Raw genomic sequence first — 24,592 nt, forward strand, 5'->3', positions numbered from 1 at the left:
CTGATTCTCAGAGCACGTAAACGAAAACGAACAAGCCGATCCACACCACGTCGACGAAGTGCCAATACCAGCTCGCCGCTTCGAAGCCGAACTGGTGCTCGTTGTCGAAGTGGCCCTTCATGATCCGCATCAGCATCACAAACAGAATGATCGTGCCGATGGTCACGTGGGCGCCGTGAAAACCGGTGAGCATGAAGAACGTCGCGCCATAAATGCCCGAACCCAGTGTCAGGCCCAGTTCGTGGTAGGCGTGCATGTATTCCTCAGCCTGGAAGCCGAGGAACGCGCAGCCCAGCAGCACGGTGATCGCCAGCCAGATTTTCAGCGCGCCGCGATGGCCCTTCTTCAAGGCGTGGTGGGCGATGGTGATGGTCACGCTGGAGCTGACCAGCAGAATCGTGTTGATCAGCGGCAGGCCCCACGGGCTGATGACTTCCTTGGGTGGCGGGAACAGTTTCGGATCCGGGGTGTGCAGCAGCGGCCAGGTGAACTGGAAGTTCGGCCACAGCATATGGGCAATGCCTTTGGGGCCTTCACCGCCGAGCGCCGGGCCGGAGATGTGACGCACGTAAAACAGCGCACCAAAGAAGGCGGCGAAGAACATCACCTCGGAGAAAATGAACCAACTCATGCCCCAGCGGAACGAGCGATCGAGTTGCGAGCTGTAGAGCCCCGCACGGCTTTCCTTGATCACCACCCCGAACCAGCCGAACAGCATGTACGCCAGTAACAGTCCGCCGACGAAAAAGATGTACGGCCCGTGGGATTCCGGGCGTGCAGCCTTCAGATCGTTAAACCAGGTGGCCAGGCCATACATGGTGATGGCCATGCCGAACGTGGCGATGATCGGCCATTTGCTCTGGGCCGGGACGTAATAGTGCTCATGAGTTGCCATTTATTGTTCTCCTTATCGGGCACGCTTAACCGCCAGTGTGTACAGCCACCGGTGGATGTCGGGCGGTGATATCGAACAGCGTGTAGGACAGCGTCAGGTGCTTCACATCCTTGGGCATGTCGCGGTCAACAATGAAACGCACCGGCATCTCGATCTGTTCACCGGGCTGCAGCACCTGCTGGGTAAAACAAAAGCACTCGGTCTTGTGGAAATACGCCGCCGCGTTGCTCGGCGCGATGCTCGGCACGGCTTGCGCACTCATTGGTTTGTCGGTGGGGTTGCGCGCGATAAAGATCATCTCGTTGACCGCCCCGGGGTTGGCCGTCAGCTCGTCGTGCTTGGGGTAGAAGTCCCACGGCATGTCGACGTTGTTGGTCGACAAAAACTGCACGCGCACCTGCCGCGAAGTGTCGACGACCTGCTCGCCCTCATACTGCCCGGCGGTCTTGCCATTGATACCCAAGGCTTTGCACATCACGTCGTAGATCGGCACCAGGGCGAAACCGAAAACAAACATCGCCACCACCACGCCGAGCAGGCGGGTGACCAGTTTCTTCAACGAAATCGAGTCAGCCATGGTTTCAGCCCTCAACCGAGAACCCCTGTGGGAGTAAGCCCCCTCCCACAAAGGCAAGGCGTTTCATTTCACTTCCGGCGGCGTAGTAAAGGTGTGATACGGCGCCGGTGATGGCACGCTCCACTCCAGGCCTTCGGCGCCATCCCATGGTTTGGCCGGTGCCGGCGGCCCGCCGCGAATGGTCTTGATCACGATGAACAGGAAGAAGATCTGCGTGGCGCCGAACATGAACGCGCCGATCGAGGAGACCATGTTGAAGTCGGCGAACTGCAGGTTGTAGTCCGGAATCCGCCGCGGCATTCCCGCAAGGCCGACAAAGTGCATCGGGAAGAAGGTCAGGTTCATGCCGACGAATGACAGCCAGAAGTGCAGCTTGCCGAGGGTTTCGTCGTACATGTGGCCGGTCCATTTCGGCAGCCAGTAGTACGTGGAGGCGAAGATCCCGAAAATCGCACCCGGCACCAGCACGTAGTGGAAATGCGCCACCACGAAGTAGGTGTCCTGATACTGGAAGTCCGCCGGGGCGATGGCCAGCATCAGCCCGGAGAACCCGCCGATCGAGAACAGGATCACGAACGCCACGGCAAACAGCATCGGCGTCTCGAAGGTCAGCGAGCCTTGCCACATGGTGCTCGCCCAGTTGAACACCTTGACCCCGGTCGGCACGGCGATCAGTAGTGTGGCGTACATGAAGAACAGCTCGCCGACCAGCGGAATGCCGACCACGAACATGTGGTGCGCCCAGACAATGAACGACAGGAACGCGATGCTCGCCGTCGCGTAGACCATCGAGGTGTAGCCGAACAGCGGTTTGCGCGAGAAGGTCGGGATGATCGAGCTGACGGCACCGAAGGCAGGCAGGATCATGATGTACACCTCGGGGTGGCCGAAGAACCAGAACACATGCTGGAACAAGACCGGGTCACCGCCACCGGCGGCGCTGAAGAAACTGGTGCCGAAGTGAATGTCCATCAGCATCATCGTCACGCACCCGGCCAGCACCGGCATCACCGCGATCAGCAGGAACGCGGTGATCAGCCAGGTCCAGACGAACAGCGGCATTTTCATCAACGTCATGCCGGGGGCGCGCAGGTTGAGGATGGTCGCGATCACGTTGATCGCGCCCATGATCGAACTGATCCCCATCAAATGGATGGCGAAGATGAAAAACGTCACGCTTTCCGGCGCGTAGGTGGTCGACAGCGGCGCATAGAACGTCCAGCCAAAGTTCGGCCCGCCACCGGGGGTGAACAGGGTCGACACCAGGATCAGGAACGCTGCCGGCAGCAGCCAGAAACTGAAGTTGTTCATCCGTGGCAGGGCCATGTCCGGCGCGCCGATCATCAACGGGATCATCCAGTTGGCGAGGCCGACGAACGCCGGCATCACCGCCCCGAAAACCATCACCAGACCGTGCATGGTGGTCATCTGGTTGAAGAACGCCGGTTCGACGATCTGCAATCCGGGCTGGAACAGCTCGGCGCGGATCACCATGGCGAACGAGCCGCCCAGCAAGAACATGGAAAACGCGAACCACAGGTACAGCGTGCCGATGTCCTTGTGGTTGGTGGTCAGCACCCAGCGCATCAGGCCTTTGGCCGGGCCGTGGGCGTGATCGGCGTGACCGTGGTCATCGATGACAGCGCTCATGGCCGGTCTCCTTCAAGCGATTGGACGGGGCGGGCCGGGGCGAGGAGCCCCGACCGATTCACGAAGTACGCAATAGACCGGCTCATTTGCTTTGCGCCTGTTTCAGCTCCAGCACTTCTTTTGGCGTCACCATGTCGCCCTTGTTGTTGCCCCACGCGTTACGTTCGTAGGTCACAACGGCGGCGATATCGACTTCCGACAACTGCTTGCCGAACGCCGCCATGGCGGTGCCGGGTTTGCCGTGGAAGACGATGCTCAGGTGATCCTTGATCGGGCCGGTGGCGATTTTCGAGCCTTTGAGCGCCGGGAACATCGGCGGCAGGCCCTGGCCTTCGGCCTGGTGACAGGCGACGCAAGCGGTGTGATAGACCTTGTCGCCGCGCTCCTTGAGCTCGTCGAGGGTCCATTCCTTGCTTGTCAGTTCTTTGAGCTGCGCAGCCTCGGCTTTGCGCTCGGCGAGCCACTTGTCGTAGTCGGCCTTCTCTTTGACCTCGACCACGATCGGCATGAAGCCGTGATCCTTGCCGCACAATTCGGCGCACTGGCCACGGTAAATGCCGGGCTTGTCGATGCGCGTCCAGGCTTCGTTGACGAACCCAGGGATTGCATCGCGCTTGACTGCGAAGGCCGGCACCCACCATGAGTGGATGACGTCGGCTGAGGTTACGAGGAAGCGCACCTTGGCCCCGGTTGGCAGCACCAACGGCTTGTCGACCTCAAGCAGGTAGTGCTCGCCCTTGGCTTCCTTGTTGTGGATCTGCTCGGCGGGGGTGGCCAGGTTGCTGAAGAACTCAACGTCCTGGCCCAGGTATTTGTAGTGCCACTTCCACTGATACCCGGTGATCTGGATATCGATATCCGGCTCACTGGTGTCGTACATCTTGATCAGGGTGGCGGTCGCCGGCACGGCCATCGCCACCAGAATCAGGAACGGCACGATGGTCCAGAGAATCTCGACGGTGGTGCTTTCGTGGAATTTTGCGGCGACCTGCCCGGTAGAACGGCGGTGCACCATCATCGACCAGAACATGGCGCCGAAGACGATGACCCCGATCACCACACAGATCCAGAAGATGGTCATGTGCAGGTCGAATACTGCGTGACTGATCTCAGTCGCTCCAGGCGCCATATTCACAGTCCAGGCCGCATTAGCCTGGCTGAAAATCGACCACAACAGGAGGCCCATCCAGACGTGTGGATGTCGCATCATTGCGGGTTCCCCTTATCGTTCTTGTTATCCCGTAGGCGCAACGCCTGCGGCAAGGGAGCGGCTGCATCAGACTACGAACTTGAATCGCCGGGCCTTGCTGCGTGGGCAGTCGGGCGTCATCAGCTAACTCCATTCAATGGCGAGTATAGACAGCGACTGGAAATTGCAATGTGAGGACGTAAATGAACTGAAACAGCCGGGACTTGCGTTCGAGGGCACGAATGGAGAAGGATGCAGACGAGTGGTGGCAAACGGATATAACGCGGGTGCATCAAGGATGAAATAATTATGACAAATGCGTCTTAGCATTTTTCGTAAGCCAGCTAACTTATGTCTTCCCTATTTCATTGCCTTGTTTCCTGGAGTTTTCATGAACACCGCCGCATTGCGCGAGCAGATCCAAACAGCCCAACAACATGAGAAAGACACCGGCCTGCTGACTCGTCAGCTGGAAAGCAAGCTGCCTCATTTACATCCGGCGATCCAATTGCCGGAAGCCGACGCCCAAGGCGTACTGACGCGTTTTGTCGCCGCCTACATCGAAGAAGTGCCAGACCTGCTGGATGCAGCCAATGAAGTCGCCAGGGAAGCGGGAATCGAATCGCAGATCAAACCGGTGCTGAAAATCGCCGAGCAGTATTTCCTCCAGCCGCCGGCCATCATGGCCGGGCACGTTGGCCTGGACAGCCTGCTGGACGAAGCCTATCTGGCGCACCGTTTTGTCGAAGAGGTCAACGACCTCTACATCAAGCATTTCGGCCAGCCACTGATCCCCCTGGACATGACGGTCGCCAACCTGATTGCTCACCAATTGATCGGTGAGGAATTTGCCAACCAACTGGACGAAGCTGTGCATCACGCCATCGACGAGATGCTCGACGAAGAGAGTTTTGCGCTGGAGTCGGTAGAGGCCTACCGCGAAAAACTCAGCAGCCCGGACACCGGCGCCGCGTGGAAACGCTGGCCGTGCATGGGCCGCCGACTGGGCGTGGGCCTGGAGCTGGATCAACCGGCTGCCTGATTTAAAGGCGTGCGCAAATGCCAATGTGGGAGGGGGCTTGCTCCCGAAGGCGGTGTGTCAGTCACTAACAATGTCGACTGATTCACCGCTTTCGGGAGCAAGCCCCCTCCCACAGGGTTTGTGTTCAGGCGGGAAGATTTAGCCGGCCGTGCCGATCCCGGTGGTAGTACGAATCCGCCCCTCTAGCCTGCGCTTCAACCCACGCGACTCAATCAACAGTTTCGACCCCTTCGCCGCATTCGCCCGACCCCACTCCTCCAGCAACTCCAGACACGAATGGTCGATGTAGCTCAGGTTATTGAGCGGCACATGCACCGTCGTGCCCGTTGGAATCGTGTTCAGCACCTGCGTCAGCGCCGGCACCTTGAGGAACGTCGCCGCGCCGAGCAGGCGCAACTCCATCTCGCCTTGTTGCGGCAGATCGATCAGGCTGATTTTCAGTCGTGAAGCCTTGAACGCCAGTTTCAGCAAGGTCAGACCGAAACCGATCAGTACGCCGGTCAGCAGATCCGTGAAGATGATCGCCAGCGCCGTCGCGGCGTAGGTGAACATCGGCATCCGGCCATAACGGCTCAGACCACGGAAGACTTTCAGGTCCACCAGTTTGAAACCGGTATACACCAGCACACCCGCCAGACTCGCCACCGGAATGCTTTGCAGCACGCTCGATAACAACAGCACGAACGCCAGCAACCACAGGCCATGGAAAATCGTTGAGTAACGCGTGGTCGCACCGGCCTGAACGTTGGCCGAACTGCGCACGATCACCCCGGTCATCGGCAGCGCACCGACCAGACCGCAGAGCATGTTGCCCACACCCTGCGCCGACAGTTCTCGGTCGAAGTCCGAGCGTACGCCGCTGTGCATCCGATCGACCGCGGCCGCCGACAACAGGGTTTCGGCGCTGGCGATAAACGCTACGGCAAGCGCAGCGATCAGCAGCGTCGGATCCGCCAGACTGAGCAGATCCGCAGGTTTCAGCCAGTCGATGGCTTGCGCCAGGTTCGCCGGCACTTCAACCCGTTTCACCTGCAAGGCGAGCATCAGGCTGGCACCCGTGGCCAGACCGACCCCCAGCAATGCGCCGGGAATGAAGCGCAGCGAATGCGGGCGCAATTTCTCCCACAGCCACATCACGGCAATGGTCGACAGCCCGAGCAGTCCGGCCTGCCAGCCGAATGACGGCAAGGCTTGCGCCACTGCGCCGGGGAAGGCCGTGAGGTTATCCAGCCCGGAGGGCTTTGGTGAGGCGTCGAGCATCACATGGATTTGTGAGAGCACGATCAATACGCCGATCCCGGCGAGCATGCCGTACACCACCGCTGGCGCCGTGACGCGAAACCAGCAACCGAGCTTCAAGCGCCCGGCCACCCATTGCAGGAAACCTGCCAGCAACAGAATCGGCCCGAGCATCTCGATGCCGTGCTGTCGTACCAGTTCGAATACCAGCACCGCCAAACCCGCCGCCGGTCCGCTGACCTGCAGAGGGGAACCGGCCAGCCAACCCACCACCAGACCACCGATGATCCCGGTGATCAGCCCTTTGGCCGGTGGCAATCCCGACGCAATCGCAATACCCATGCACAGCGGCAGGGCGACCAGAAACACAACCACTGAAGCGAGCAACTCCCGTGGCAATACCGCTTTCAATTGAGCCGCACGCATGGCGATTCTCCCGAAGTTTTCTTCAGGCATGGCTTCGCCGAACCGCTGAAACAGCGGCCGGCGTCAAACCACACAGATTTTTAGGAAGATTTAGAAGCGCGCTTTGGGCGTCGCCACCGGAATCGGATGGCTGCCGTCGAGCGGCAGGAATCGACTCTGATCCGCGTCGTAAGCTTTGATTTCGCTGGTTTCGATGTTGTAGACCCAGCCATGGATGAACAGATGACCGTTCGCCATGCGTGAGGCTACCGAAGGATGGGTACGCAAGTGTTGCAATTGGGCGATGACGTTTTCCTCGGTGAGGATCGGCATGCTTTCTTTTTCGTCGGCGCAGTGACAGTTGTCGTGCACCATGGTTTTCGCGACTTCAGCGTGGCGCAGCCAGGCTTTGACCGTCGGCATTTTTTCCAGGCTGTCCGGGTTGAGCACCGCACGCATGGCGCCACAATCGGAGTGCCCGCAGATGATGATGTGCTGCACGCCCAGCGCCAGCACCGCGTATTCGATGGCGGTGGAAACGCCGCCGTTCATCTGGCCATAAGGTGGAACAACGTTGCCGACGTTACGCGTCACGAACAGATCGCCGGGTGAACTCTGAGTGATCAGCTCGGGGACGATGCGCGAATCGGCGCAGGTAATGAACATCGCCCGTGGCGATTGGGCCGTGGCGAGTTTCTTGAAGAGTTCTTCCTGCTGCGGGAAGACCTCATGATGAAAATGCAAAAAGCCGTCAACGATCTGTCGCAGCGCTGCATCGGCGGATTGCGCCTCAGGGGCTTGCGCCGACGCAGCCAACGGCTGTTTATCCTTGTCACTCATGATTCATCCTCTTTGGCGGATTCTGGGAGTCATTCCCGTGTATTCCGGTGTGAAGCCAGTGGCTGTTTAAAACATCCGGGTTATCCCGACCCGTCAGTCACTCGATGAACAAGGTAGCCGTCGAAACTTAATTCAAACTGAATCAAACGCTCTAGAACGTGTGTTCCAGGTCACAAAAAACGTGACTGAGGCAGTTCGACGGAAGGGTTCCAACCGCTCAACCATAGGTCAATTGTCGCTAAATCTAGGAAATCTGGCGACCCGGCGGACAGAGGGCTGTGCAATTTTTATCGGGCCTTGAGGTGGGTGAGTCCTCCCTTGCCGTGACAAGTCGTGGCGGCGTCGCTGGCGCTCAGCAATTGAGGGCAGAGCAGTGGCCCGAGCCAGTCCCTGGGTTAACCATACGAAACCTGATGAAACAGATGTTGAATGGCGTTGAAGATGATGGCCCGTATGATCCGAAGTGCCGAGACGTTCAATAAGGCAAATAAATTAAAAAAGGGATTTTTTATGACATCTGTTTTGCGTCCAAATAGTATCAAAGGTATTTTTCTAGAAAAGATGGAAATTTCGCTGCCTCGCAAAGAGATCATGGTGATCATGAACTTTGCAACTAAACAAAAACAACAGGATCCAGAAACAAAACTTATAACCGAAAAGTTGGTTGACATTAAACAGATTGCTGCAATATCGCGCGATAACGGCAAAAATTTTGAGGTCGGGCCATACGGCGATATGGACGGTGACGGTGATATTGACCGTCATGACCGGGCGAAGTTGATCGCGTTGGCGAAGGCTTACAGTGGCATCGTCATTGCGTAAATAAAGACAAGGCCTGTATGAGTTCTCATACAGGCCTCGTTATATCCATGCATTGGCCCGTTTGCTAAATCAATGACATCTGCCGTCCTGGCGGACAGAAGGCTGTGCAATCGAGGTTGTAGCCCTCGCGGTGATTGAGTCCAAGACGCTTGATGGCTTTGGCGAAACGTTGCGCGAGCAGATCGGCAAACGGCCCTTCGCCCCGCATCCGTGCGCCGAAACGGCTGTCGTAGAGCTCGCCGCCACGGCTCTGGCGAATCAGGCTCAGCACATGCGCCGCCCTTTGCGGGTAATGCGCGTTCAGCCATTCTTCGAACAGCGGCGCCACTTCCAGCGGCAGGCGCAGCATCATGTACGCAGCACTTTGCGCGCCGGCGGCGTGAGCCTCGGTGAGCAGGCTCTCGATCTCGCTGTCGTTGATCATCGCAATCATTGGCGAACACAGCACGCCCACCGGAATTCCTGCTTCGCGCATCACCCGGATTGCCCTCAGCCGTGCCTTGGGCGCTGCGGCGCGGGGTTCGAGGATGCGCTTGAGCTCATCGTCCAGCGTCGTGAGGCTGATCATCACCGCCACCAGCCGTTGCTGCGCCAGTTCGGTCAGTAGATCGAGATCACGCAGGATCAGCGAGCCTTTGGTGACGATGGTCACCGGGTGTCGATAGCGCAAAAGCACTTCGAGGATCTGACGAGTGATCTTGTATTCGCGTTCGATTGGCTGATACGGATCGGTGTTGGAACCGAGATTGATCGGCGCGCATTGATAGCCTTTTTTCCCGAGTTGTTCTTCCAGTACCTGTGCGGCATTGGTCTTGGCGATCAGCTTCGTTTCAAAATCCAGACCCGGCGACATATCCCAATAGGCGTGGCTGGGTCGCGCGTAGCAATAGATGCAGCCGTGCTCGCAGCCACGATAGGGATTGATCGAACGATCAAAGGGCAAATCCGGCGACGTGTTACGAGTGATGATGGTCTTCGCGGTTTCGATCATCACCTCGGTGCCCTGCGTCTCGGGCACTTCCTGATACCAGCCGTCGTCCTCGACCACCGAACGGTTCGGCGCGAAACGGTTGTGCGGGTTGGTGGCGGTGCCGCGACCGCGGGGAGGGAGATGGCTGATCATTGAAGAATCTCGGGTCTGTATATGCATACAGTATCCGGTAATGCCCATCGTGATCCAGTACCGTTCAGCCATGCAGCTTGCTGATAGGTTTCTTAAATAGCCATAACTATGGAAAGCCGGCGATACATATGTTCCGTTGTATATGAAAATTATCAAATATAGTCTTGTTCAACTTTCAGGTACTGATGCCTGATTTTTAAACTAAAAGGACTTTATGTATGTCGTACCTCAATCAACGTGGTGTTTTTCTACAAATGATGCTGCCGGGTCCATCGGAACCCAATACCATTGTTTCCATGCAACTTGCCCGCAAGGAACTGGGCTGGAATGCCGAGGAGCAACTATCGACCGAGGCGTTGGTCGATTCCATCTACGTGGTGGCGGTATCCGCTGATCGCGGCAAGTCCTTCACCATCCGCACGGACAAGAAAGATGTCGACGGCGACGGTGACATTGATGGCGATGACAAAGCCAAGTTGATGGCGCTGGCCAAGGCTTATGCAAGTATCGTTAATCCGTAAGGCGCACGGCGATAAATGCAAGAAAACCCTGCATGATTCACGCATGCAGGGTTTTTTGTCGGACAGTGTTTCGTCGACACCGTAGCAACCATGTCAGCGCTTATTTCAAATTTTAAAATCTCTCATTGACGCAAAGGAGACCGCGATTTTTCTGAAAATAAACTCATCGTCCAGATCAATATCGCCATCACCGTCTGCGTCCGTCGATCCTGACACTTTCTTATACATACCCTTGTCATAACCTGTGACGGTCACGACTGAATCCGGGCGAGTCAAATCGGAGTTCGCGACATTAAACAAACCAATGTTGACGTCGCCAAGTTTGCTCCCTGAGGCGTTGTCTCCAAATGAGATAAGTATGCATCGGTAAAGACGACCCGCACCGACGGTACTCAAACCGACCAAAGCAGAGGCGAGGTCGCTTGCCAGGGCATAATAGGATTCGTCATCCTCATCAATGTCACCGTCACCGTCACCGTCGCCCTCGACGTCGTCGACTCCGGTGACCGTGTCAAATTTTCCGTTGGCGGTATTGGCGTACGCCGTGACCACAACGTCGGGCATTGAATTAACTGCATCTCCATTGTTGTACCGGGAAATTACCGCTTCTGCCTTTCCGTCCCCATCCGTGTCTTTGAACTCATATAGCAATGAATAGCTCATGTCTTTGTGCTCCATACCAGGGCGATATTAAGGACAATTGCGTCTGCTTCCCTTTGCACCCTAAGTAACGTAAAGAAGAGTGTCTACTGTCAGAGTTGACAGGTGTCAGTATTTACAGTGGTTATTGTTCAGGCCAGACGACTGTATGGGTATACATCCTGTCAAGTCTGACAGTAGACCCGATTTCTCCCCAACTTTAATGTCCAGAAGCCTAGGCACGATTGTCGGTTGTACGGGCGAAATCAACTGAAAGGACTTGATCAATGGCTATCAGGATATTGCTGGAAATTGCGGATATGGACCGAGACGGAAATCCTGAGGTCGCGTTTTATCACTATGATGAAGACGCGACCGAAATGATGGACTACGACTACTCGCTCTTCGCCTCTTCATCGGAAGGCAATGGTCGTTATGACCTGATTTCCGAAGACGCCGTTGACGCCGATGGCGATGGTGACGTCGATAAATACGACAAAAAACTTTACCTGCAGTTAGCCGATGCCTTTGCGCAATTCAAGGGCTTTCAGTCCACGCGTTGAATTGCCCGCTGACACAGCAAAAACACCCATGCCATGTCAGCGGTATTCAAGCCTCGTTACTGCGCAGTAACTTGCCCCAGGTCATCCCCGGAAGTGGTCTGCGTATCGTTCTTGCGCAGGCTCGCGACATCGGCAGCGTTCACCGGCGCGCCCTTGTTGCCCCAACTGCCGCGAATGAAGCTCACCACATCCGCCACTTCCTGATCCGACAACCGCCAGGCGAAGCCGGGCATGGTGAAGGTCGAAGGCGCGGTGTGCGTTGCCGGCAATGTCCCGCCCTTGAGCACGATGTGGATCAATGAGGTTGGATCTTCCGATTGCAGCACTGGATTACCTGCCAGCGCCGGGAATACCCGCGTATAGCCGTGGCCGTCGGTGCGGTGGCATGCCGCGCAGTTGTCGATGTAAACCGACGCGCCGCGCTGGCTGTCGTCACCGTTCCATAGGGCCTTGGCGGCTTTTTCATCGTACGAGTGCGGTTGATCGTTCGGATCAGTCGCTGGCAACGACTTCAGGTAGCGAGCAATTGCAGTCAGGTCGGCGTCGGTCATGTATTGCATGCTGTGGGTGACCACATCGCTCATGCCGCCGAACACTGCGCTGCGGTCACTGCGGCCGGTCTTGAGGAACTGCACCAGTTGCTCTTCGCTCCAACTGCCGAGGCCGTCCTTGTGATCGCCGCGCAGGCTCTTGGCGATCCAGCCTTCCAGTGGCGCGCTGCCGGCCAGGAACGTGCTGCCATCGGCCGCGCTCAGGGATTTTTCCTGCAGGGTCAGGGCACGCGGCGTGTGGCAGGCGCCGCAATGGCCCAGGCCTTCCACCAGGTACGCCCCACGGCTGATCACCGGATCATCCGATGTCGCTTTATAGCCCTCGACCTTCGGCGCAAACATCCAGCGCCAGCCCATCAGCGGCCAGCGCATGCTCAACGGCCATGGAATGTCGCTGGCCTTGTTCTGTTGCGCCACCGGTTCTACGCCCTGCATGAAATACGCGTATAGCGCTTTCATGTCGGTTTGGCTGACACGGGCGTAGGACGGATACGGCATCGCCGGGTACAACGTACTACCGTTTTTAGCGACACCATGACGTACGGCCTGATCAAAGTCCTCGAAGCTGTAATCACCGATGCCGGTTTTATCCGGAGTGATGTTGGTCGAATAGATCGTGCCGATCGGGGTTTCCATCGGCAGGCCACCAGCGAACGGCTTACCGTTTTTTGCAGTGTGGCAAGCCACACAGTCGCCGGCACGGGCGAGGTATTCGCCCTTTTTGATCAAGGATTGATCCACTTCGGCCGCCTGCAAAGAGGCGCTGCCGAGCAGGGCCAAGGTCGCGATAACAAGATTTTTCATGGTCATCGCTCCTTACGCCTGAACCAGCGGACCGGGGTTTTTCAGGTATTGCTCGCGGATCGCTTTTGCCGACCAGTAGGTCAACGCAGCCACCAGCCCGGTCGGGTTGTAACCCAGGCCCTGCGGGAACGCTGAAGCGCCCGGCACGAAGACGTTATGCACGTCCCAGCTCTGCAAGTAGCGGTTCAGCGCGCTGGTCTTCGGATCGGTGCCCATGATCGCGCCACCGTTGAGGTGCGTGGTCTGGTAGGCCGCGGTGTTGAAGTGATCGCCAACGTTCTTGCCAATCACCGCAATGGCTTTCGGGCCCATCGCCTCGGCGACTTTGCCCATTTTCTCGACCATGAAGCGGTTCATTTTGATGTCGTTTTCCTGCCAGTCGAACGTCATCCGCAGCAGGGGCAAGCCGTAGGCATCGCGGTACACCGGGTCGAGATCGAGGTAGTTGCCTCTGTAGGATTGATGCGCGCCGTGAGCGTCCATCGACACCTGGTGGGTGTAGTAATCGGCGGTCGCGCGTTTCCAGGCACTGCCCCAGGCCGGAGTGCCCGGTGGGTTGGAGGTGCCGGCAATCGGTCGGCTGCCCGCCTGGTTGACCCACATTGGCGAACCGCCGACGAAGCCGTGCGGGCCGTGGTCGAAGTTGTCGGCGTTGAAGTCATCCAGCGCCACGCCGTTACCGCCGGCGCCGATGAAGTTGTTGGTGTGGGTGTCCTTGTCGAAGAACGCCTTGATGGTCGCCATGTTCTGGTAGGCGAAGTTACGCCCCACCACACCTTCGCCGCTGATGGGGTCGTAAGGTTTGCCAATCCCGGAAAGCAGCATCAGACGCACGTTGTGCAACTGGAAAGCGCCGAGGATCACCAGGTCCGCCGGTTGCTCGATCTCGCGGCCCTGGCTGTCGACGTAAGTGACGCCGGTGGCTTTGGTTTTGCTGCTGTCGAGGTTGATCCGCAGCACATGGGCATTGGGTCGCAATTCGAAATTCGGCAGCGGCTTGAGCGCCGGCAGAATGTTCACGTTCGGCGAGGCCTTGGAATACATGTAGCAAACGTAACCGCTGCAGAACCCGCAGAAATTGCACGGGCCCATCTGCGCGCCGTAGGGATTGGTGTACGGGCCCGAGGTGTTGGCCGAAGGCAGGTTGTAGGGTTTGTAACCGACCTCCGTGGCCGCTTTGCCGAACAGCTGTGCGGACACGGTGTTTTTCTGTGCCTGCAGCGGGAACGGGTTGGAGCGATCCGGTGCGTAAGGGTTGCCCCCTTTGCCCTGACCGACCAATTGACCTTTCACGGTCCAGGCCTGGCCCGACGTGCCGAAAACCTTTTCGGCGAAATCGAAGAACGGCTCCAGCTCTTCATAGCTGACGCCGAAGTCCTGGATGGTCATGTCTTTGGGGATGAAGCTTTTGCCGTAACGCTCTTCGTAATGGCTGCGCATGCGCAACTCGATCGGGTCGACACGAAAGTGCACACCCGACCAGTGCAGCCCGGCGCCGCCGACGCCATTGCCCGGGAGGAACGCGCCCAATTGGCGGTTGGGCAAGGCAATGTCGTTGACGCTATGACGAATGGTCACGGTCTCTTTGGAAATGTCCTGGAAGAGTTTTTTCCGCACGCTGTAGGTCAGTTCGTCAATCACCTGTGGATAGTTGCCGTCGGGGTAGGTGTCCTGCATCGGCCCGCGCTCCAGCGCCAGCACGTTGAGCCCGGCCTCGGTCAGCTCTTTGGCCATGATCGCGCCCGTCCAGCCGAAACCGACGATCACGGCGTCGACCTTCTTCATTACCGTTGCCATGCTCACGCCCTCTCGCCGCGAATCGAAACTGCCGGGAAGGGGTATTGCTCGTTGCGTTCCACCCAATCCATGAAATCGGCGCGGGCGCCGGGGAAGCCGATCATGGTCCAGCCGACCATGCCTCTATTGCCGCCGTGGATCGGGTCGCAGAAGAATCCTTCCTTGGTGTTTTGCAGCAACAGGTTGAAGAAAATCTTCGCGGGGACGGTATCGAATTGCGGTTTTCCGGCTTCGAGTTGTTTGAGTAAATCGTCTCGGGTAGCGCTGTCTTGGTCAGCAAATACTTTACCGTTGATGGATTTTGCCCACTGATCCGTGGCGGCGATGCCGAGGCGATAGATCTCTTTTGGCACGAGTTTGCTCTGCCAGCCCATCTCCGGCGCCGCGTCGGCGTTGAAGGGGCCTTGCATGTACCAAAGGGCGCCAGCGGCATACGGGGTGTTCATCTGACGATCGATGTATTGCGGCACGCCAGCTTCCAGCGCTCCCGGGCCTTGATCGTCGTTGGGGATCAGTTGCGCCACGGCGGCATGGATGAAGGCCCATTCTTGGGCGGTGAAATAGCTTGGCTGATAATCGTCGGCGTCAGCGCGAACCGGTTGCGTTGCGGGCGCAGGTTCAGGCGCGGCTTGCAGCACGCTGCTGCCCAGACCGGTACCGGCCAGGGTGACAACGGGAATCAGGGTCAGGGATTTGCGCAAAAACTCACGCCGCGGGTTGTCTCGATCTTCATCAGACATGGGGGGGGGCACCTCATCAGGCATTAAGGGTGGTCAGCCGTTTCTGCGAACGGCTTGAGGATTTTTCGTCGCGACGTGGCCGGGATGATCCGGAGAGCTGCAACATGATGTGACAAATGGTAGCAGCCTAAGCATTGAGATGAATCGTTTCAGTCGAAAAAAGCCGAAATGGCTGACCCGCTTTTCAGCGGATTGATGCCGATTCACATTTCTTTGACAGACGGCTCACGGGGCTTTGACCGGCAAACCTTGAAGCTTCAATTCTTCAAAAACCCGACACGGTCTACCCAGCATGTCTCGAGTGCGTTTTTTCCCCGCTTTGTGTTTGTCGCTTGTCGCCATGCTGCACCTGATCCCGGCCCAGGCGGCTGATACCGTGCCTTCCCGTCCCGAGGAGTGGGCGCAGCCGGTCGAGGTGCAATACAACCTGTTCCAGATGTCGCCGACCCTCTATCGCAGTGCATTGCCCGATAGCGGCGCGGTGCCGCTGTTGAAAAATCTCAAAGTGGCAACGGTGATCAACTTCTTACCGGAGGCCGACAGTCGCTGGCTGTCCGAGCCAGGCATCAATCAAGTGCAGTTGTCCTATCGCACCAATCACGTTGATGACAGCGATGTGCTCAAGACTTTGCGCGCTATCCAGAGCGCCGAAGCCAAGGGCCCGGTGTTGATGCATTGCAAACACGGTTCTGACCGCACCGGCCTGATGGCAGCGATGTACCGCGTGGTGGTGCAAGGCTGGAGCAAAGAGGATGCCTTGAACGAGATGACCCAAGGTGGTTTCGGCGAAAGCGGCCATTTCAAGGATGGCATTCGCTACATGATGCAGGCCGATGTCGACAAGCTGCGCACTGCGCTGGCCAATGGTGATTGCAGCACCAGCGCGTTCGCCACCTGCTCGATGAAGAGCTGGTTTCAGACCGTCAATCTCAAGTGACCAGAGAATTCATTGAGGTGCGGCCGCAAAAAATTGCGTGTTGACCGGCTCGCCGAGAAACGCCTGCGCCGCGCTCAGCAACGAGCGCGAGTCGCCGGGGGAAAAGAACGCCTCGCGAAAATCCCGACCCGTTTGTGCGTCGAACACCCAGTCTCGCTGAAACCGCTTGAACACTTCGGTTGCCAGCACGCCAGACCATTTGTAGGCATAGACTGACGCCTCGTAACCGGTCACTAAATAGTCAAAGCCATAGGCGAAGCGGTGATAACCCGACATTCCTAGATGAGGCATTTCGCGTTGCACATCCTCGAACACTTGTTCGATGCTTCGGCCATCGCCATGAGTGTGGTGCAACTCCAGATCAAACAGCGCCGTCATCAGTAACATCGCGGTGGTCCGACTGGTGTGGGCGCCAATGGCGGCCAGCGCGGTGTTGACCCGCGCTTCTGTCAGGCGTTCGCCGCTCTGGTAATGCGCCGCCAGCCACACCAGAAACTCGGGTGACAGGCACCAGTGTTCAAACAACTGCCCGGCAAATTCGGCGGTATCACGCGCCAGTTGGGAAATCCCCGACAAGTTGCGATGGGGCGAGCGCGTCAGCACATGCTGCAGGCAATGGCCGAATTCGTGGAACAGCACCCGCAGGTTTTCATGGGAGAGCAGGCACGGGTGCTCGTCGGTGGCAGGGCTGAAATTGCAGTAGAGGCAAGCAATCGGCAGTGACGGCCGTCCCTCGGCATTGATTCGACGGGTGCGCAAGACGGAGGTGAAGGCGAAGTCGGCCGCGTCTTCGCGGTGATAGGGGTCAACATAGATATGCCCGATCACCTGCCCATGTTCACTGACCTCCAGTAGCCGTACGCTTTGATGCCAGTGGCTGGCGGTCGTCTGTTCGACGATGCTGATCCCGAACATGCGCTCGCTGAACAGACAAAGTCGGCGCAACGTGCCCTCCAGCGGGAAGTACTCACGCAAGCCTTTCAACGCACCGTTCAACTGCTGGAGGCGTAACTGCTCGGCGAGGAAGTCTTCATCCCACGCCTGGATATCCACAATCCCTTGGGTGTGCGCAAACGCTTTCAGGGCTTGGGCATCGCGCAGCAGGGCCGGCGTATTCAACGCCAGTTGCTGGCGCAAAAAAGCTTCAACCTGTGCAGCAGAGGTGGCCATGCGGTTTTCGAGACGCATCTGGACGAAATTCTCGAAGCCCAACAATTGGGCTTTCTCGTGACGCAATGCGATCAGCACCTTGAGTACCGGATCGTTATCGAGTTTTTTCGCCTGTGGGCCTAGATCCGACGCCCGGTTGATCCAGGCTGTGAAATAGGCCTCACGCAGCGCCCGGTTTTGCGCATGGGTCATGATTTGCCGGTAGGTGTTTTGCTCCAGCGTCAGCCGCCAGCCCTCGTGTCCTGCCTCTTTGGCGTTGAGCGCCAGGCGCGCCTTCACTGCCGCAGACAAGCCTTCGAGCTGAGTGACATCGTCTATGCGTTGGCTCCACGCGGCGTTGGCCAGCTCCAGATGACTTCGAAAACGTTGCTCCGTTAGCCGGATCTCGCCATTCAAGCGGGCAAGTTTGCGCTGTTGTGCGAGCGGCAGTTCGATGCCGGACAACCGGAATTTGCGCAGAATTTTCGCCAGCGACGCTTTGCGTTGATCGTCGAAACCGGTGGCGACCGAACTCTTCGCCAGCCGTTGATAACTGCGGTACAGCGCCAGGTCAGCGGTCTTGTCGGCTCTGTACTGAGCGGCAACGACGCTGCACAACGCGCTTTCCCTGAGCCAGTCCATATCGTTGGATTTGACCGTCGAAAGCGTGTCGATAACGGCCATGGCCTCAACCAGACGTGCATCGGTTTCGTCGATGGCCACGACCAGATCGTCCCAGCCCGGATGCTCAGCCTGGCTGGTGATCACCCTGGCAATGACCTGGCGGTTATCGGTCACGATCGCGTTGATGGCTGGCAGCAGATGTTCGGCGCGTATCGCCGACCACGGAGGCAGGGTCCAGTGTTGTAAAAGAGGGTTGGTGTGGAGCATGGCGTCTTCCTTGAGCGATGGCTGAAAGTGCCAGCCTAAGCAGGAAGCGCGGCAGAAGGGTGGTACATAGTTACCACCTTCCACCGCAATCGGTGGAAGGTGGCACTGACTCAGTGTTGTTCGTCGGGTTTTTTCTTCAATTTTGGATTCGGGAAGAACTGCACCGCCTGGACGTTCTTGTCTGCTGGCGGTTTGAGCGCGCTGGTATTGACCCGCGTGCCCAGTTCTTTGGGCACCGACAGCCCTTGCTCGTTGAGCGTGTCGGCGTAACCGCAGGCCACGCATTCGCGGTGTGGCACGCTGTCCTCGTTCCACATCATCAACTTGTCCGGCTCGCTGCACGCCGGGCAAACCGCCCCGGCGATAAAGCGCTTCTTGGTAATCACAGGCCCCTCACTCATGCTGCCGCGTCCTCACTCAGGCCGCTGTGGCGCAAGAGTGCGTCAATCGACGGCTCGCGACCACGGAAGTCGACGAACAGCACCATCGGCGCCTGCGAACCGCCACGCGCCAGAATCGCTTCGCGGAAAGCGCGGCCGGTTTCAGCGTTGAGCACGCCGTCTTCTTCGAATTTGGAGAAAGCATCCGCCGACAGCACTTCGGCCCACTTGTAGCTGTAGTAACCCGCCGCGTAACCGCCGGCAAAGATGTGCGCAAAGCTGTTGGGGAAGCGGTTGTAGGCCGGTGGACGCATCACCGACACCTCGTCGCGTACGCCTTCGAGCACCTGCGCGGCGCTGCGCCCGTCACCGTGGGTGGCGTGCAGTTCGAAGTCGAAAAGCGAGAACTCCAACTGACGCACCATCATCAGGCCAGACTGGAAGTTCTTCGCCGCGAGCATTTTTTCCAGCAGATCCTGGGGCAGCGGCTCGCCGGTTTCGTAGTGACCGGAAATCAGCGCCAGGCCTTCCGGCTCCCAGCACCAGTTTTCCATGAACTGGCTTGGCAGCTCGACGGCGTCCCACGCCACGCCGTTGATCCCGGACACGCCGGCATGTTCGACGCGGGTCAGCAGGTGATGCAGGCCATGACCGAATTCGTGGAACAGGGTGGTCACTTCATCGTGGGTCAACAGCGCAGGTTTGCCGCTGTCGGCCGGGGTGAAGTTGCACACCAGATTGGCCACTGGGCTTTGCAGCACGCCGTCGACAGTGCGACGACGATCACGAGCGCCGTCCATCCAGGCACCGCCGCGCTTGTTGGCACGGGCATACAGGTCGAAGAAGAAGCGGCCGACGTGCTGGCCGTTTTCCTTGATTTCGAACAGGCGCACGTCCGGGTGCCAGGTGTCGAAGCCTTTGAGCTCGGCAATCTCGATGCCGTACAGGCGTTGAACGATGGCGAACAGGCCGCCCAGCACCTTGTCGATCGGGAAGTACGCGCGCAGGGTTTCCTGGGCGACGCTGTAGCGTTGTTCACGGAGTTTTTCGCCGTAGAAACCGCTGTCCCAGCTTTGCAGATCGGCGCAGCCCTGTTCGGCGGCGTAGGCGCGCAATTGTTGCAGATCCTGCGCGGCAAACGGTTTGCTGCGCTTGGCCAGGTCGCGCAGGAAGCTCAGCACCTGATCGCTGGACTCGGCCATTTTCGTCGCCAGACTCAACTCGGAGAAACTGGCGAAGCCCAACAGTTGGGCCAGTTCCTGCCGCAGATCCAGAATCTCTTCCATCACCGGGCCGTTGTCGTTCTGGCCAGCATTGGGGCCTTGATCCGAGGCGCGGGTGCAGTAGGCGGCGTAGACTTCTTCGCGCAGCGCGCGGTCCTGGGCATAGGTCATCACCGCGTAGTAGCTCGGGAATTCCAGGGTGATCAGCCAGCCGTCCAGACCTTTAGCCTGTGCGGCGGCAGCCATTTGCGCCTTGGCCGAATCGGTCAGGCCGGCGAGGGCGGCTTCGTCGGTGACGTGCTTGGTCCAGGCCTGAGTGGCGTCGAGCAGTTGGTTGGAGAAGCGGCTGCCCAGCTCGGACAGTTTGCTCTGCACTTCGGCGTAGCGCTTCTGTTCGGCTTCCGGAAGGTCGATACCCGACAGACGGAAATCGCGCAGGGCGTGTTCCAGAATGGTTTTTTGCGCCACGTCGAAACCGGCAGCTTGCGGGCTGTTGGCCAGGGCTTCATAGGCCTGGAACAATTCGCGGTTCTGGCCCATCTCGGTGGAGTAGGCGCTCAGGGCTGGCAGGCACGACTCGTAGGCATCACGCAGTTCGGCACTGTTGCACACGGCGTTGAGGTGGCTGACCGGGCTCCATGCCGCACCGAGGCGGTCATTGAGTTCGTCCATCGCCAGTACCAGGCCGGCCCATGTCGGGTTCTGGCCTTGGGTCTTGAGGATGTCGGCGATGGCGGCGCGGTTGTCGGCCAGGATGGTTTCAATGGCCGGCAGGACGTGTTCGGCACGGATCGTGGAGAACGGCGGCAGGTCGTAGGACTGCAGAAGAGGGTTGTTCACGCTCACGGTTGGCACCTTGGCTGGAAGAAACATGCGCCCATCTTAATTACAATCGACACTCACCGCAGCTATCGGCGACAGAGAGAGAACTAATCGTGTCCCTTCGCAAATACCAGAATCACACCCCGCAGTTGAGCAAAGGCGCATTTGTCGACGGCTCGGCGGTGGTGATCGGCGACGTCGAAATCGGCGAAGACAGCTCCGTCTGGCCGCTGACGGTTATTCGTGGCGACATGCACCGCATCCGCATCGGTGCGCGCACCAGCGTGCAGGACGGTTGCGTGTTGCACATTACCCACGCCGGCCCGTTCAACCCGGACGGCTTCGCGCTGCTGATTGGCGACGACGTGACCATTGCCCACAAAGTCATGCTCCACGGCTGCACGGTTGGCAGCCGCGTGTTGATCGGCATGGGCAGCATTGTCATGGACGGCGCGGTGGTCGAGGACGATGTGATCATCGGCGCTGGCAGCCTGGTGCCGCCGGGCAAACGTCTGGAAAGCGGCTTTCTGTATGTGGGCAGTCCGGTGAAACAGGTCCGTGCGCTGACCGATAAGGAAAACGCCTTCTTCACCTACAGCGCGGCGAATTACGTGAAGCTCAAGGATCTGCACCTGGCTGAAGGCTACGACCAGCTCTGAATCGACTTACACCTGCTCAGGATTTCTCATGCATTACCAGACCGTACTGTTCGACCTCGATGGCACCCTGACCGACCCGCGTGAGGGCATCACTCGTTCCATTCAGTTCGCCTTGAGCAAACTCGGCATCGACGAGCCGGACCTGACAAAGCTTGAGCATTTCATCGGCCCGCCGCTGTTGCAGGCGTTCATGCAGTTCTACGATTTCGACGAGGCCAAGGCCTGGGAGGCGGTGAATTTCTACCGCGAGCGTTTCAAGGTGACGGGACTGTACGAGAACCGCGTGTTCGACGGTGTCACGCCGTTGCTGGAAACCCTGAGTGGCCAAGGGCGGCAGCTGTATATCGCGACGTCCAAGCCATGGGTGTACGCCCGCGAGATCGCCCGGCACTTCGACTTTGCACGACACTTCAAGGTGATCTACGGCAGCGAGCTGGATGGCACGCGGACCAACAAGGTCGAGTTGATTGCCCACCTGATTGCCGAGCAAGGGCTGAATCCGGCGGATACGCTGATGATCGGCGATCGTAAACATGACCTGATCGGTGCACGCAGCAATGGCCTGGATGCGGCGGCGGTGGGCTATGGGTTTGGCAGTTTTGAAGAGTTGAACGCTGAAGCGCCGGCTTATCACTTTGAAACGCTGGAGGAGTTGCATCAGGCGTTTTTGCAGAACCGATGAAATTGCGCTCCCACAGGGCCTGTATGTCGTGTGCAAGTCCAGTGTGGGAGCCGGCTTGCTCGCGAACAGGCCCGTTCAGTCAGCCATCATGAATCTGCCAGCGTTTTCAACGCTGCCTTACGCTCGAGCACCGGCAAATTCCCCAGCCTCTCCACCGCTGAATAAAACCTCACCCAATCACCTCCCACCTGCCTGAACAGCGCAGAAAACGCCGGCACCCACTGGTCGTACAGTCCAAACGGCAACAGCCGCGCATTGTTCAGCGGCGCATTGACCCACGCGTCATAGCGCTTGTCCCCGGCCCACTGACTATCCCGCATCACCCGGTAATCCCGGCGAAACTGTTCGAACTGCGCCGCTTTGCGCTCACGCATCTGCTCGGCCGGCAATGACTGGGCGTAGAGCTTTTCCAGACGTGAACGGGTATCGAGCACCAGTGCAATGAACTGGTCACGTTGTTTGAGTTTTGAGTCGTTGTCCGCTGGCAATCCACGAAACGCCCGCCATTGCCGGGTGCCTTCCTGCTCGACGAACGTGGCGAAGGACTCGTTGAACTCGGTGTCGTCCTTCACATAGAAGCGCTGATGGGCCAACTCATGAAAAATCAGTGTGGCCAACCGCTCGTCGCCCCAACCCATCATCGAATTGAGTATTGGGTCGTTGAACCAGCCCAGCGTGGAGTACGCCTCGACGCCGCCGATCGACACGTCCATGCCCTGCAGGCGTTGGATCGCGGCTTCGCCCCGGGCCGTGCTCTGGCTGTAGTAGCCGCGATAGGCCACGCATCCGGCAATCGGGAAACAGTGGTTTTGCGGGGTCAGCGAAAACTCTTGGGTGGCGAACACATTCCACACCACAAACGGCCTTCCAATGTCGGCGTACAGGCGATAGCTCTGGTTATCCGGAAGGTGCAAGTGCTGGCTGGCGAAGGTGCGGGCCTTTTGTGACTGCGCCAAGTGTGCGCGTAACTTTACGTCGCGGCTTGGGTCGGCAATCACCTCGGCCACCGGCTCGCGGGCCCGCAGCAATTGCCATTGACCGCTGGCCAACTGGCCGTAGTAGCTGACGCTGGCGCAACCGTTGAGCAACAAAAGCATCACACCCGGAAACAAAATCCGAAAAACGCGATCAAGTAACCGATGGCTTGGAAGCGGCCTGATCAAAATAAGAAACCCCTGGAAAGTCTGCCCGCAAGACTATCCCGCCCATTGGAGCTGCGCTATGCGTATGTTGATGCTGACAGGAGGCCTGCTGACGCTGGCCGGATGTGCCGGATTTGGAGTGCCTGATCCTGACCCCTCGCAGGCCTGGATCGATCTGAATGCCCGGCAGCAGGACACGGCACTGCAAGCACTGCAAGTCGACCGCAAGGCTGCCATCGACAAACGCTATTTCGAGGTGCAGCCCGGCAGTCATGAGCTGACGGTGCGTTATCAGTTTCCGGTGGAGGCCACCAATATCGGTCCTGACGCCGAGCCGCTCTGGCGCGATTGCCAGTTGAACGTGAAATTCAATGATTTCAACGCCGGCCAGCGATATCAATTGCAGGCCGGCAGTATCGGTTTCCGACCTTGGGCCAAGCTCTATGACGAACAGCGCAAGGTCGTGGGACAGGGCACTCCGGCTGGATGTCAGAAGACCTGATCGGCGCTATGCTCAATCTCCCATCCAAAGGACATTGATCATGCGCAGGTTGACGTTGTTGCTTGCTGCAAGTGTGGTTGCCGGTTGCCAGAGCCCGATGCCAGCGGCTGACCCCGGCAAGGCCTGGGTCGACTTCGCCATGCCCACCCCTGGCGGCAAAGTGCTGATGGCGGAACGGCTGGACAAACAGAGAATGCCGGACGGACGGTTTTTCCAGGTCACGCCGGGCAGTCACGAGTTGACGGTTCGCTTTGATTTCGAGGTGTTCGGCGGTGGCATGAGCATGAACACCGATCCGCAGGAGCGGCTGTGTTACCTGACCGTGCGTTACGATCATTTCGAGGCCGGGCAACGTTATCGTCTTGAAGCCAGGTCACTGGCCTTTACGCCGAGCGCCCGGTTGATCAATCGCCAAGGTCAGATCGTTGCCGAAGAACGGCAGGTCAACTGCGTGCCGTGATCGACCTCAATTGTCGTTCTTCTGATAGATGATCGCTTTGGTGCCGTTTTCGCATGTCCCTACGACCATGGCGATTTCGTGCTTTTCAGCCTCTTCCTTGCTGACGATTTCCAGCGTGTAGGAGGGCACGGCATTCGCCTGGATTTTGATTTCGATCTCGTTCTTCAATTCTTCACAGTCTTTGGGGGCGGCAAGAACCGAGGTGGCCAGTGCACTGCAAAAAATCGCCAAGCCAATACGTTTCATGAGAGAAGCTCCTTGAGGCAGCGCGCACGGGTGTGCGCTGAAGCTGCTGTCATTTATTCGACCATACTTTTACTCGGCGAGTTCTGACTTCGCTCACAGGTC

The 24,592-nt window shown here is 58.4% G+C and carries 25 protein-coding genes; 9 read left to right on the forward strand and 16 right to left on the reverse strand.

Translation table 11 applies throughout. The features are described from left to right. Positions 1 to 7: 7 nt before the first annotated feature. The 4 genes from AACY02_RS13575 to coxB form a co-directional block, all read right to left on the reverse strand. Positions 8 to 895, reverse strand: a complete 888-nt coding sequence (locus AACY02_RS13575; protein ID WP_339432384.1) for a cytochrome c oxidase subunit 3 — start codon at positions 893 to 895, stop codon at positions 8 to 10. Positions 896 to 920: 25 nt separating this feature from the next. Next, positions 921 to 1,472 (reverse strand): cytochrome c oxidase assembly protein, encoded by a 552-nt coding sequence (locus tag AACY02_RS13580; RefSeq protein WP_339432385.1) that lies wholly within the window; start codon positions 1,470 to 1,472, stop codon positions 921 to 923. Between the two features lie 63 nt (positions 1,473 to 1,535). Then, positions 1,536 to 3,122 (reverse strand): cytochrome c oxidase subunit I, encoded by a 1,587-nt coding sequence (ctaD, locus tag AACY02_RS13585; protein WP_339432386.1) that lies wholly within the window; start codon positions 3,120 to 3,122, stop codon positions 1,536 to 1,538. A gap of 82 nt (positions 3,123 to 3,204) precedes the next feature. Then, positions 3,205 to 4,332 (reverse strand): cytochrome c oxidase subunit II, encoded by a 1,128-nt coding sequence (coxB, locus tag AACY02_RS13590; RefSeq protein WP_339432387.1) that lies wholly within the window; start codon positions 4,330 to 4,332, stop codon positions 3,205 to 3,207. A gap of 370 nt (positions 4,333 to 4,702) precedes the next feature. Between coxB and AACY02_RS13595 the strand changes: the two genes are divergently transcribed. Continuing rightward, entirely contained in the window at positions 4,703 to 5,353 is a 651-nt protein-coding gene (locus AACY02_RS13595) for a hypothetical protein (RefSeq protein WP_339432388.1), read from the forward strand. 138 nt (positions 5,354 to 5,491) lie between these two features. Here the strand turns inward: AACY02_RS13595 and AACY02_RS13600 are convergent, their stop codons facing one another. Continuing rightward, complete coding sequence (locus AACY02_RS13600; protein WP_339432389.1) at positions 5,492 to 7,018, reverse strand: SulP family inorganic anion transporter; 1,527 nt, start codon at positions 7,016 to 7,018, stop codon at positions 5,492 to 5,494. Positions 7,019 to 7,108: 90 nt separating this feature from the next. Next, positions 7,109 to 7,837: a carbonic anhydrase gene (locus AACY02_RS13605; RefSeq protein WP_221732291.1), complete on the reverse strand. Its 729-nt coding sequence runs from the start codon at positions 7,835 to 7,837 to the stop codon at positions 7,109 to 7,111. 444 nt (positions 7,838 to 8,281) lie between these two features. On the opposite strand from AACY02_RS13605, the gene AACY02_RS13610 reads away from it, so the two are divergent. Beyond that, the gene (locus AACY02_RS13610) at positions 8,282 to 8,659 is read left to right on the forward strand and encodes a hypothetical protein (protein ID WP_339432390.1); all 378 of its coding nucleotides are present in this window, start codon (positions 8,282 to 8,284) and stop codon (positions 8,657 to 8,659) included. Positions 8,660 to 8,723: 64 nt separating this feature from the next. On the opposite strand, the gene AACY02_RS13615 is transcribed toward AACY02_RS13610, so the two are convergent. Next, a complete protein-coding gene (locus tag AACY02_RS13615; protein WP_339432391.1) occupies positions 8,724 to 9,782 on the reverse strand; it encodes a PA0069 family radical SAM protein in 1,059 nt (352 codons plus the stop codon). A 218-nt stretch (positions 9,783 to 10,000) separates the two neighbouring features. Here AACY02_RS13615 and AACY02_RS13620 point away from each other — a divergent pair, with 218 nt between their 5' ends. Beyond that, positions 10,001 to 10,303 (forward strand): hypothetical protein, encoded by a 303-nt coding sequence (locus AACY02_RS13620; protein ID WP_221732294.1) that lies wholly within the window; start codon positions 10,001 to 10,003, stop codon positions 10,301 to 10,303. A 105-nt stretch (positions 10,304 to 10,408) separates the two neighbouring features. On the opposite strand, the gene AACY02_RS13625 is transcribed toward AACY02_RS13620, so the two are convergent. Then, entirely contained in the window at positions 10,409 to 10,966 is a 558-nt protein-coding gene (locus AACY02_RS13625; protein ID WP_339432392.1) for a hypothetical protein, read from the reverse strand. Positions 10,967 to 11,229: 263 nt separating this feature from the next. Here AACY02_RS13625 and AACY02_RS13630 point away from each other — a divergent pair, with 263 nt between their 5' ends. Continuing rightward, complete coding sequence (locus AACY02_RS13630; protein ID WP_221732296.1) at positions 11,230 to 11,505, forward strand: hypothetical protein; 276 nt, start codon at positions 11,230 to 11,232, stop codon at positions 11,503 to 11,505. A gap of 56 nt (positions 11,506 to 11,561) precedes the next feature. Here the strand turns inward: AACY02_RS13630 and AACY02_RS13635 are convergent, their stop codons facing one another. From AACY02_RS13635 to AACY02_RS13645, 3 genes are read right to left on the reverse strand one after another with little or no spacing between them, the layout of a single operon-like run. Further along, positions 11,562 to 12,860, reverse strand: a complete 1,299-nt coding sequence (locus AACY02_RS13635) for a c-type cytochrome (protein ID WP_339432394.1) — start codon at positions 12,858 to 12,860, stop codon at positions 11,562 to 11,564. A gap of 12 nt (positions 12,861 to 12,872) precedes the next feature. Continuing rightward, positions 12,873 to 14,657: a GMC family oxidoreductase gene (locus AACY02_RS13640; RefSeq protein ID WP_339432395.1), complete on the reverse strand. Its 1,785-nt coding sequence runs from the start codon at positions 14,655 to 14,657 to the stop codon at positions 12,873 to 12,875. Between the two features lie 2 nt (positions 14,658 to 14,659). Further along, the gene (locus AACY02_RS13645) at positions 14,660 to 15,397 is read right to left on the reverse strand and encodes a gluconate 2-dehydrogenase subunit 3 family protein (protein ID WP_339432396.1); all 738 of its coding nucleotides are present in this window, start codon (positions 15,395 to 15,397) and stop codon (positions 14,660 to 14,662) included. A gap of 292 nt (positions 15,398 to 15,689) precedes the next feature. Between AACY02_RS13645 and AACY02_RS13650 the strand changes: the two genes are divergently transcribed. Continuing rightward, positions 15,690 to 16,334 carry a phosphatase domain-containing protein gene (locus AACY02_RS13650; RefSeq protein ID WP_339432397.1) on the forward strand — a complete coding sequence of 215 codons (645 nt, stop codon included), beginning with the start codon at positions 15,690 to 15,692 and terminating at the stop codon, positions 16,332 to 16,334. 9 nt (positions 16,335 to 16,343) lie between these two features. Here AACY02_RS13650 and AACY02_RS13655 read toward each other — a convergent pair whose 3' ends face one another. From AACY02_RS13655 to prlC, 3 genes are all read right to left on the reverse strand, one after another. After that, positions 16,344 to 18,374 carry a M3 family metallopeptidase gene (locus tag AACY02_RS13655; protein WP_339432398.1) on the reverse strand — a complete coding sequence of 677 codons (2,031 nt, stop codon included), beginning with the start codon at positions 18,372 to 18,374 and terminating at the stop codon, positions 16,344 to 16,346. A gap of 110 nt (positions 18,375 to 18,484) precedes the next feature. After that, the gene (locus AACY02_RS13660) at positions 18,485 to 18,775 is read right to left on the reverse strand and encodes a YheV family putative zinc ribbon protein (RefSeq protein ID WP_339432399.1); all 291 of its coding nucleotides are present in this window, start codon (positions 18,773 to 18,775) and stop codon (positions 18,485 to 18,487) included. Beyond that, positions 18,772 to 20,823: an oligopeptidase A gene (prlC, locus tag AACY02_RS13665; RefSeq protein WP_339432400.1), complete on the reverse strand. Its 2,052-nt coding sequence runs from the start codon at positions 20,821 to 20,823 to the stop codon at positions 18,772 to 18,774. The genes AACY02_RS13660 and prlC overlap by 4 nt, the downstream gene beginning before the upstream one ends. Positions 20,824 to 20,912: 89 nt before the next feature. Between prlC and AACY02_RS13670 the strand changes: the two genes are divergently transcribed. Both AACY02_RS13670 and AACY02_RS13675 read left to right on the forward strand, forming a co-directional pair. Continuing rightward, entirely contained in the window at positions 20,913 to 21,458 is a 546-nt protein-coding gene (locus AACY02_RS13670; protein WP_339432401.1) for a gamma carbonic anhydrase family protein, read from the forward strand. 28 nt (positions 21,459 to 21,486) lie between these two features. Continuing rightward, on the forward strand, positions 21,487 to 22,140 hold the full coding sequence (locus tag AACY02_RS13675) for an HAD family hydrolase (protein ID WP_339432402.1): 654 nt from the start codon (positions 21,487 to 21,489) through the stop codon (positions 22,138 to 22,140). An 86-nt stretch (positions 22,141 to 22,226) separates the two neighbouring features. On the opposite strand, the gene AACY02_RS13680 is transcribed toward AACY02_RS13675, so the two are convergent. Further along, on the reverse strand, positions 22,227 to 23,303 hold the full coding sequence (locus tag AACY02_RS13680) for an aminopeptidase (protein WP_339432403.1): 1,077 nt from the start codon (positions 23,301 to 23,303) through the stop codon (positions 22,227 to 22,229). A gap of 58 nt (positions 23,304 to 23,361) precedes the next feature. Here AACY02_RS13680 and AACY02_RS13685 point away from each other — a divergent pair, with 58 nt between their 5' ends. Further along, positions 23,362 to 23,784, forward strand: coding sequence for a PA0061/PA0062 family lipoprotein (locus tag AACY02_RS13685; protein ID WP_339432404.1), 423 nt, complete (start codon positions 23,362 to 23,364; stop codon positions 23,782 to 23,784). Positions 23,785 to 23,824: 40 nt separating this feature from the next. Beyond that, positions 23,825 to 24,244, forward strand: coding sequence for a PA0061/PA0062 family lipoprotein (locus AACY02_RS13690; protein WP_339432405.1), 420 nt, complete (start codon positions 23,825 to 23,827; stop codon positions 24,242 to 24,244). Positions 24,245 to 24,250: 6 nt separating this feature from the next. Here AACY02_RS13690 and AACY02_RS13695 read toward each other — a convergent pair whose 3' ends face one another. Beyond that, the gene (locus AACY02_RS13695; protein ID WP_339432406.1) at positions 24,251 to 24,490 is read right to left on the reverse strand and encodes a DUF1161 domain-containing protein; all 240 of its coding nucleotides are present in this window, start codon (positions 24,488 to 24,490) and stop codon (positions 24,251 to 24,253) included. Positions 24,491 to 24,592: the final 102 nt, after the last annotated feature.

The sequence above is a fragment of the Pseudomonas sp. EA_65y_Pfl2_P78 genome, assembly GCF_963970495.1.
Classification (GTDB): Bacteria; Pseudomonadota; Gammaproteobacteria; order Pseudomonadales; family Pseudomonadaceae; genus Aquipseudomonas; species Aquipseudomonas baetica_A.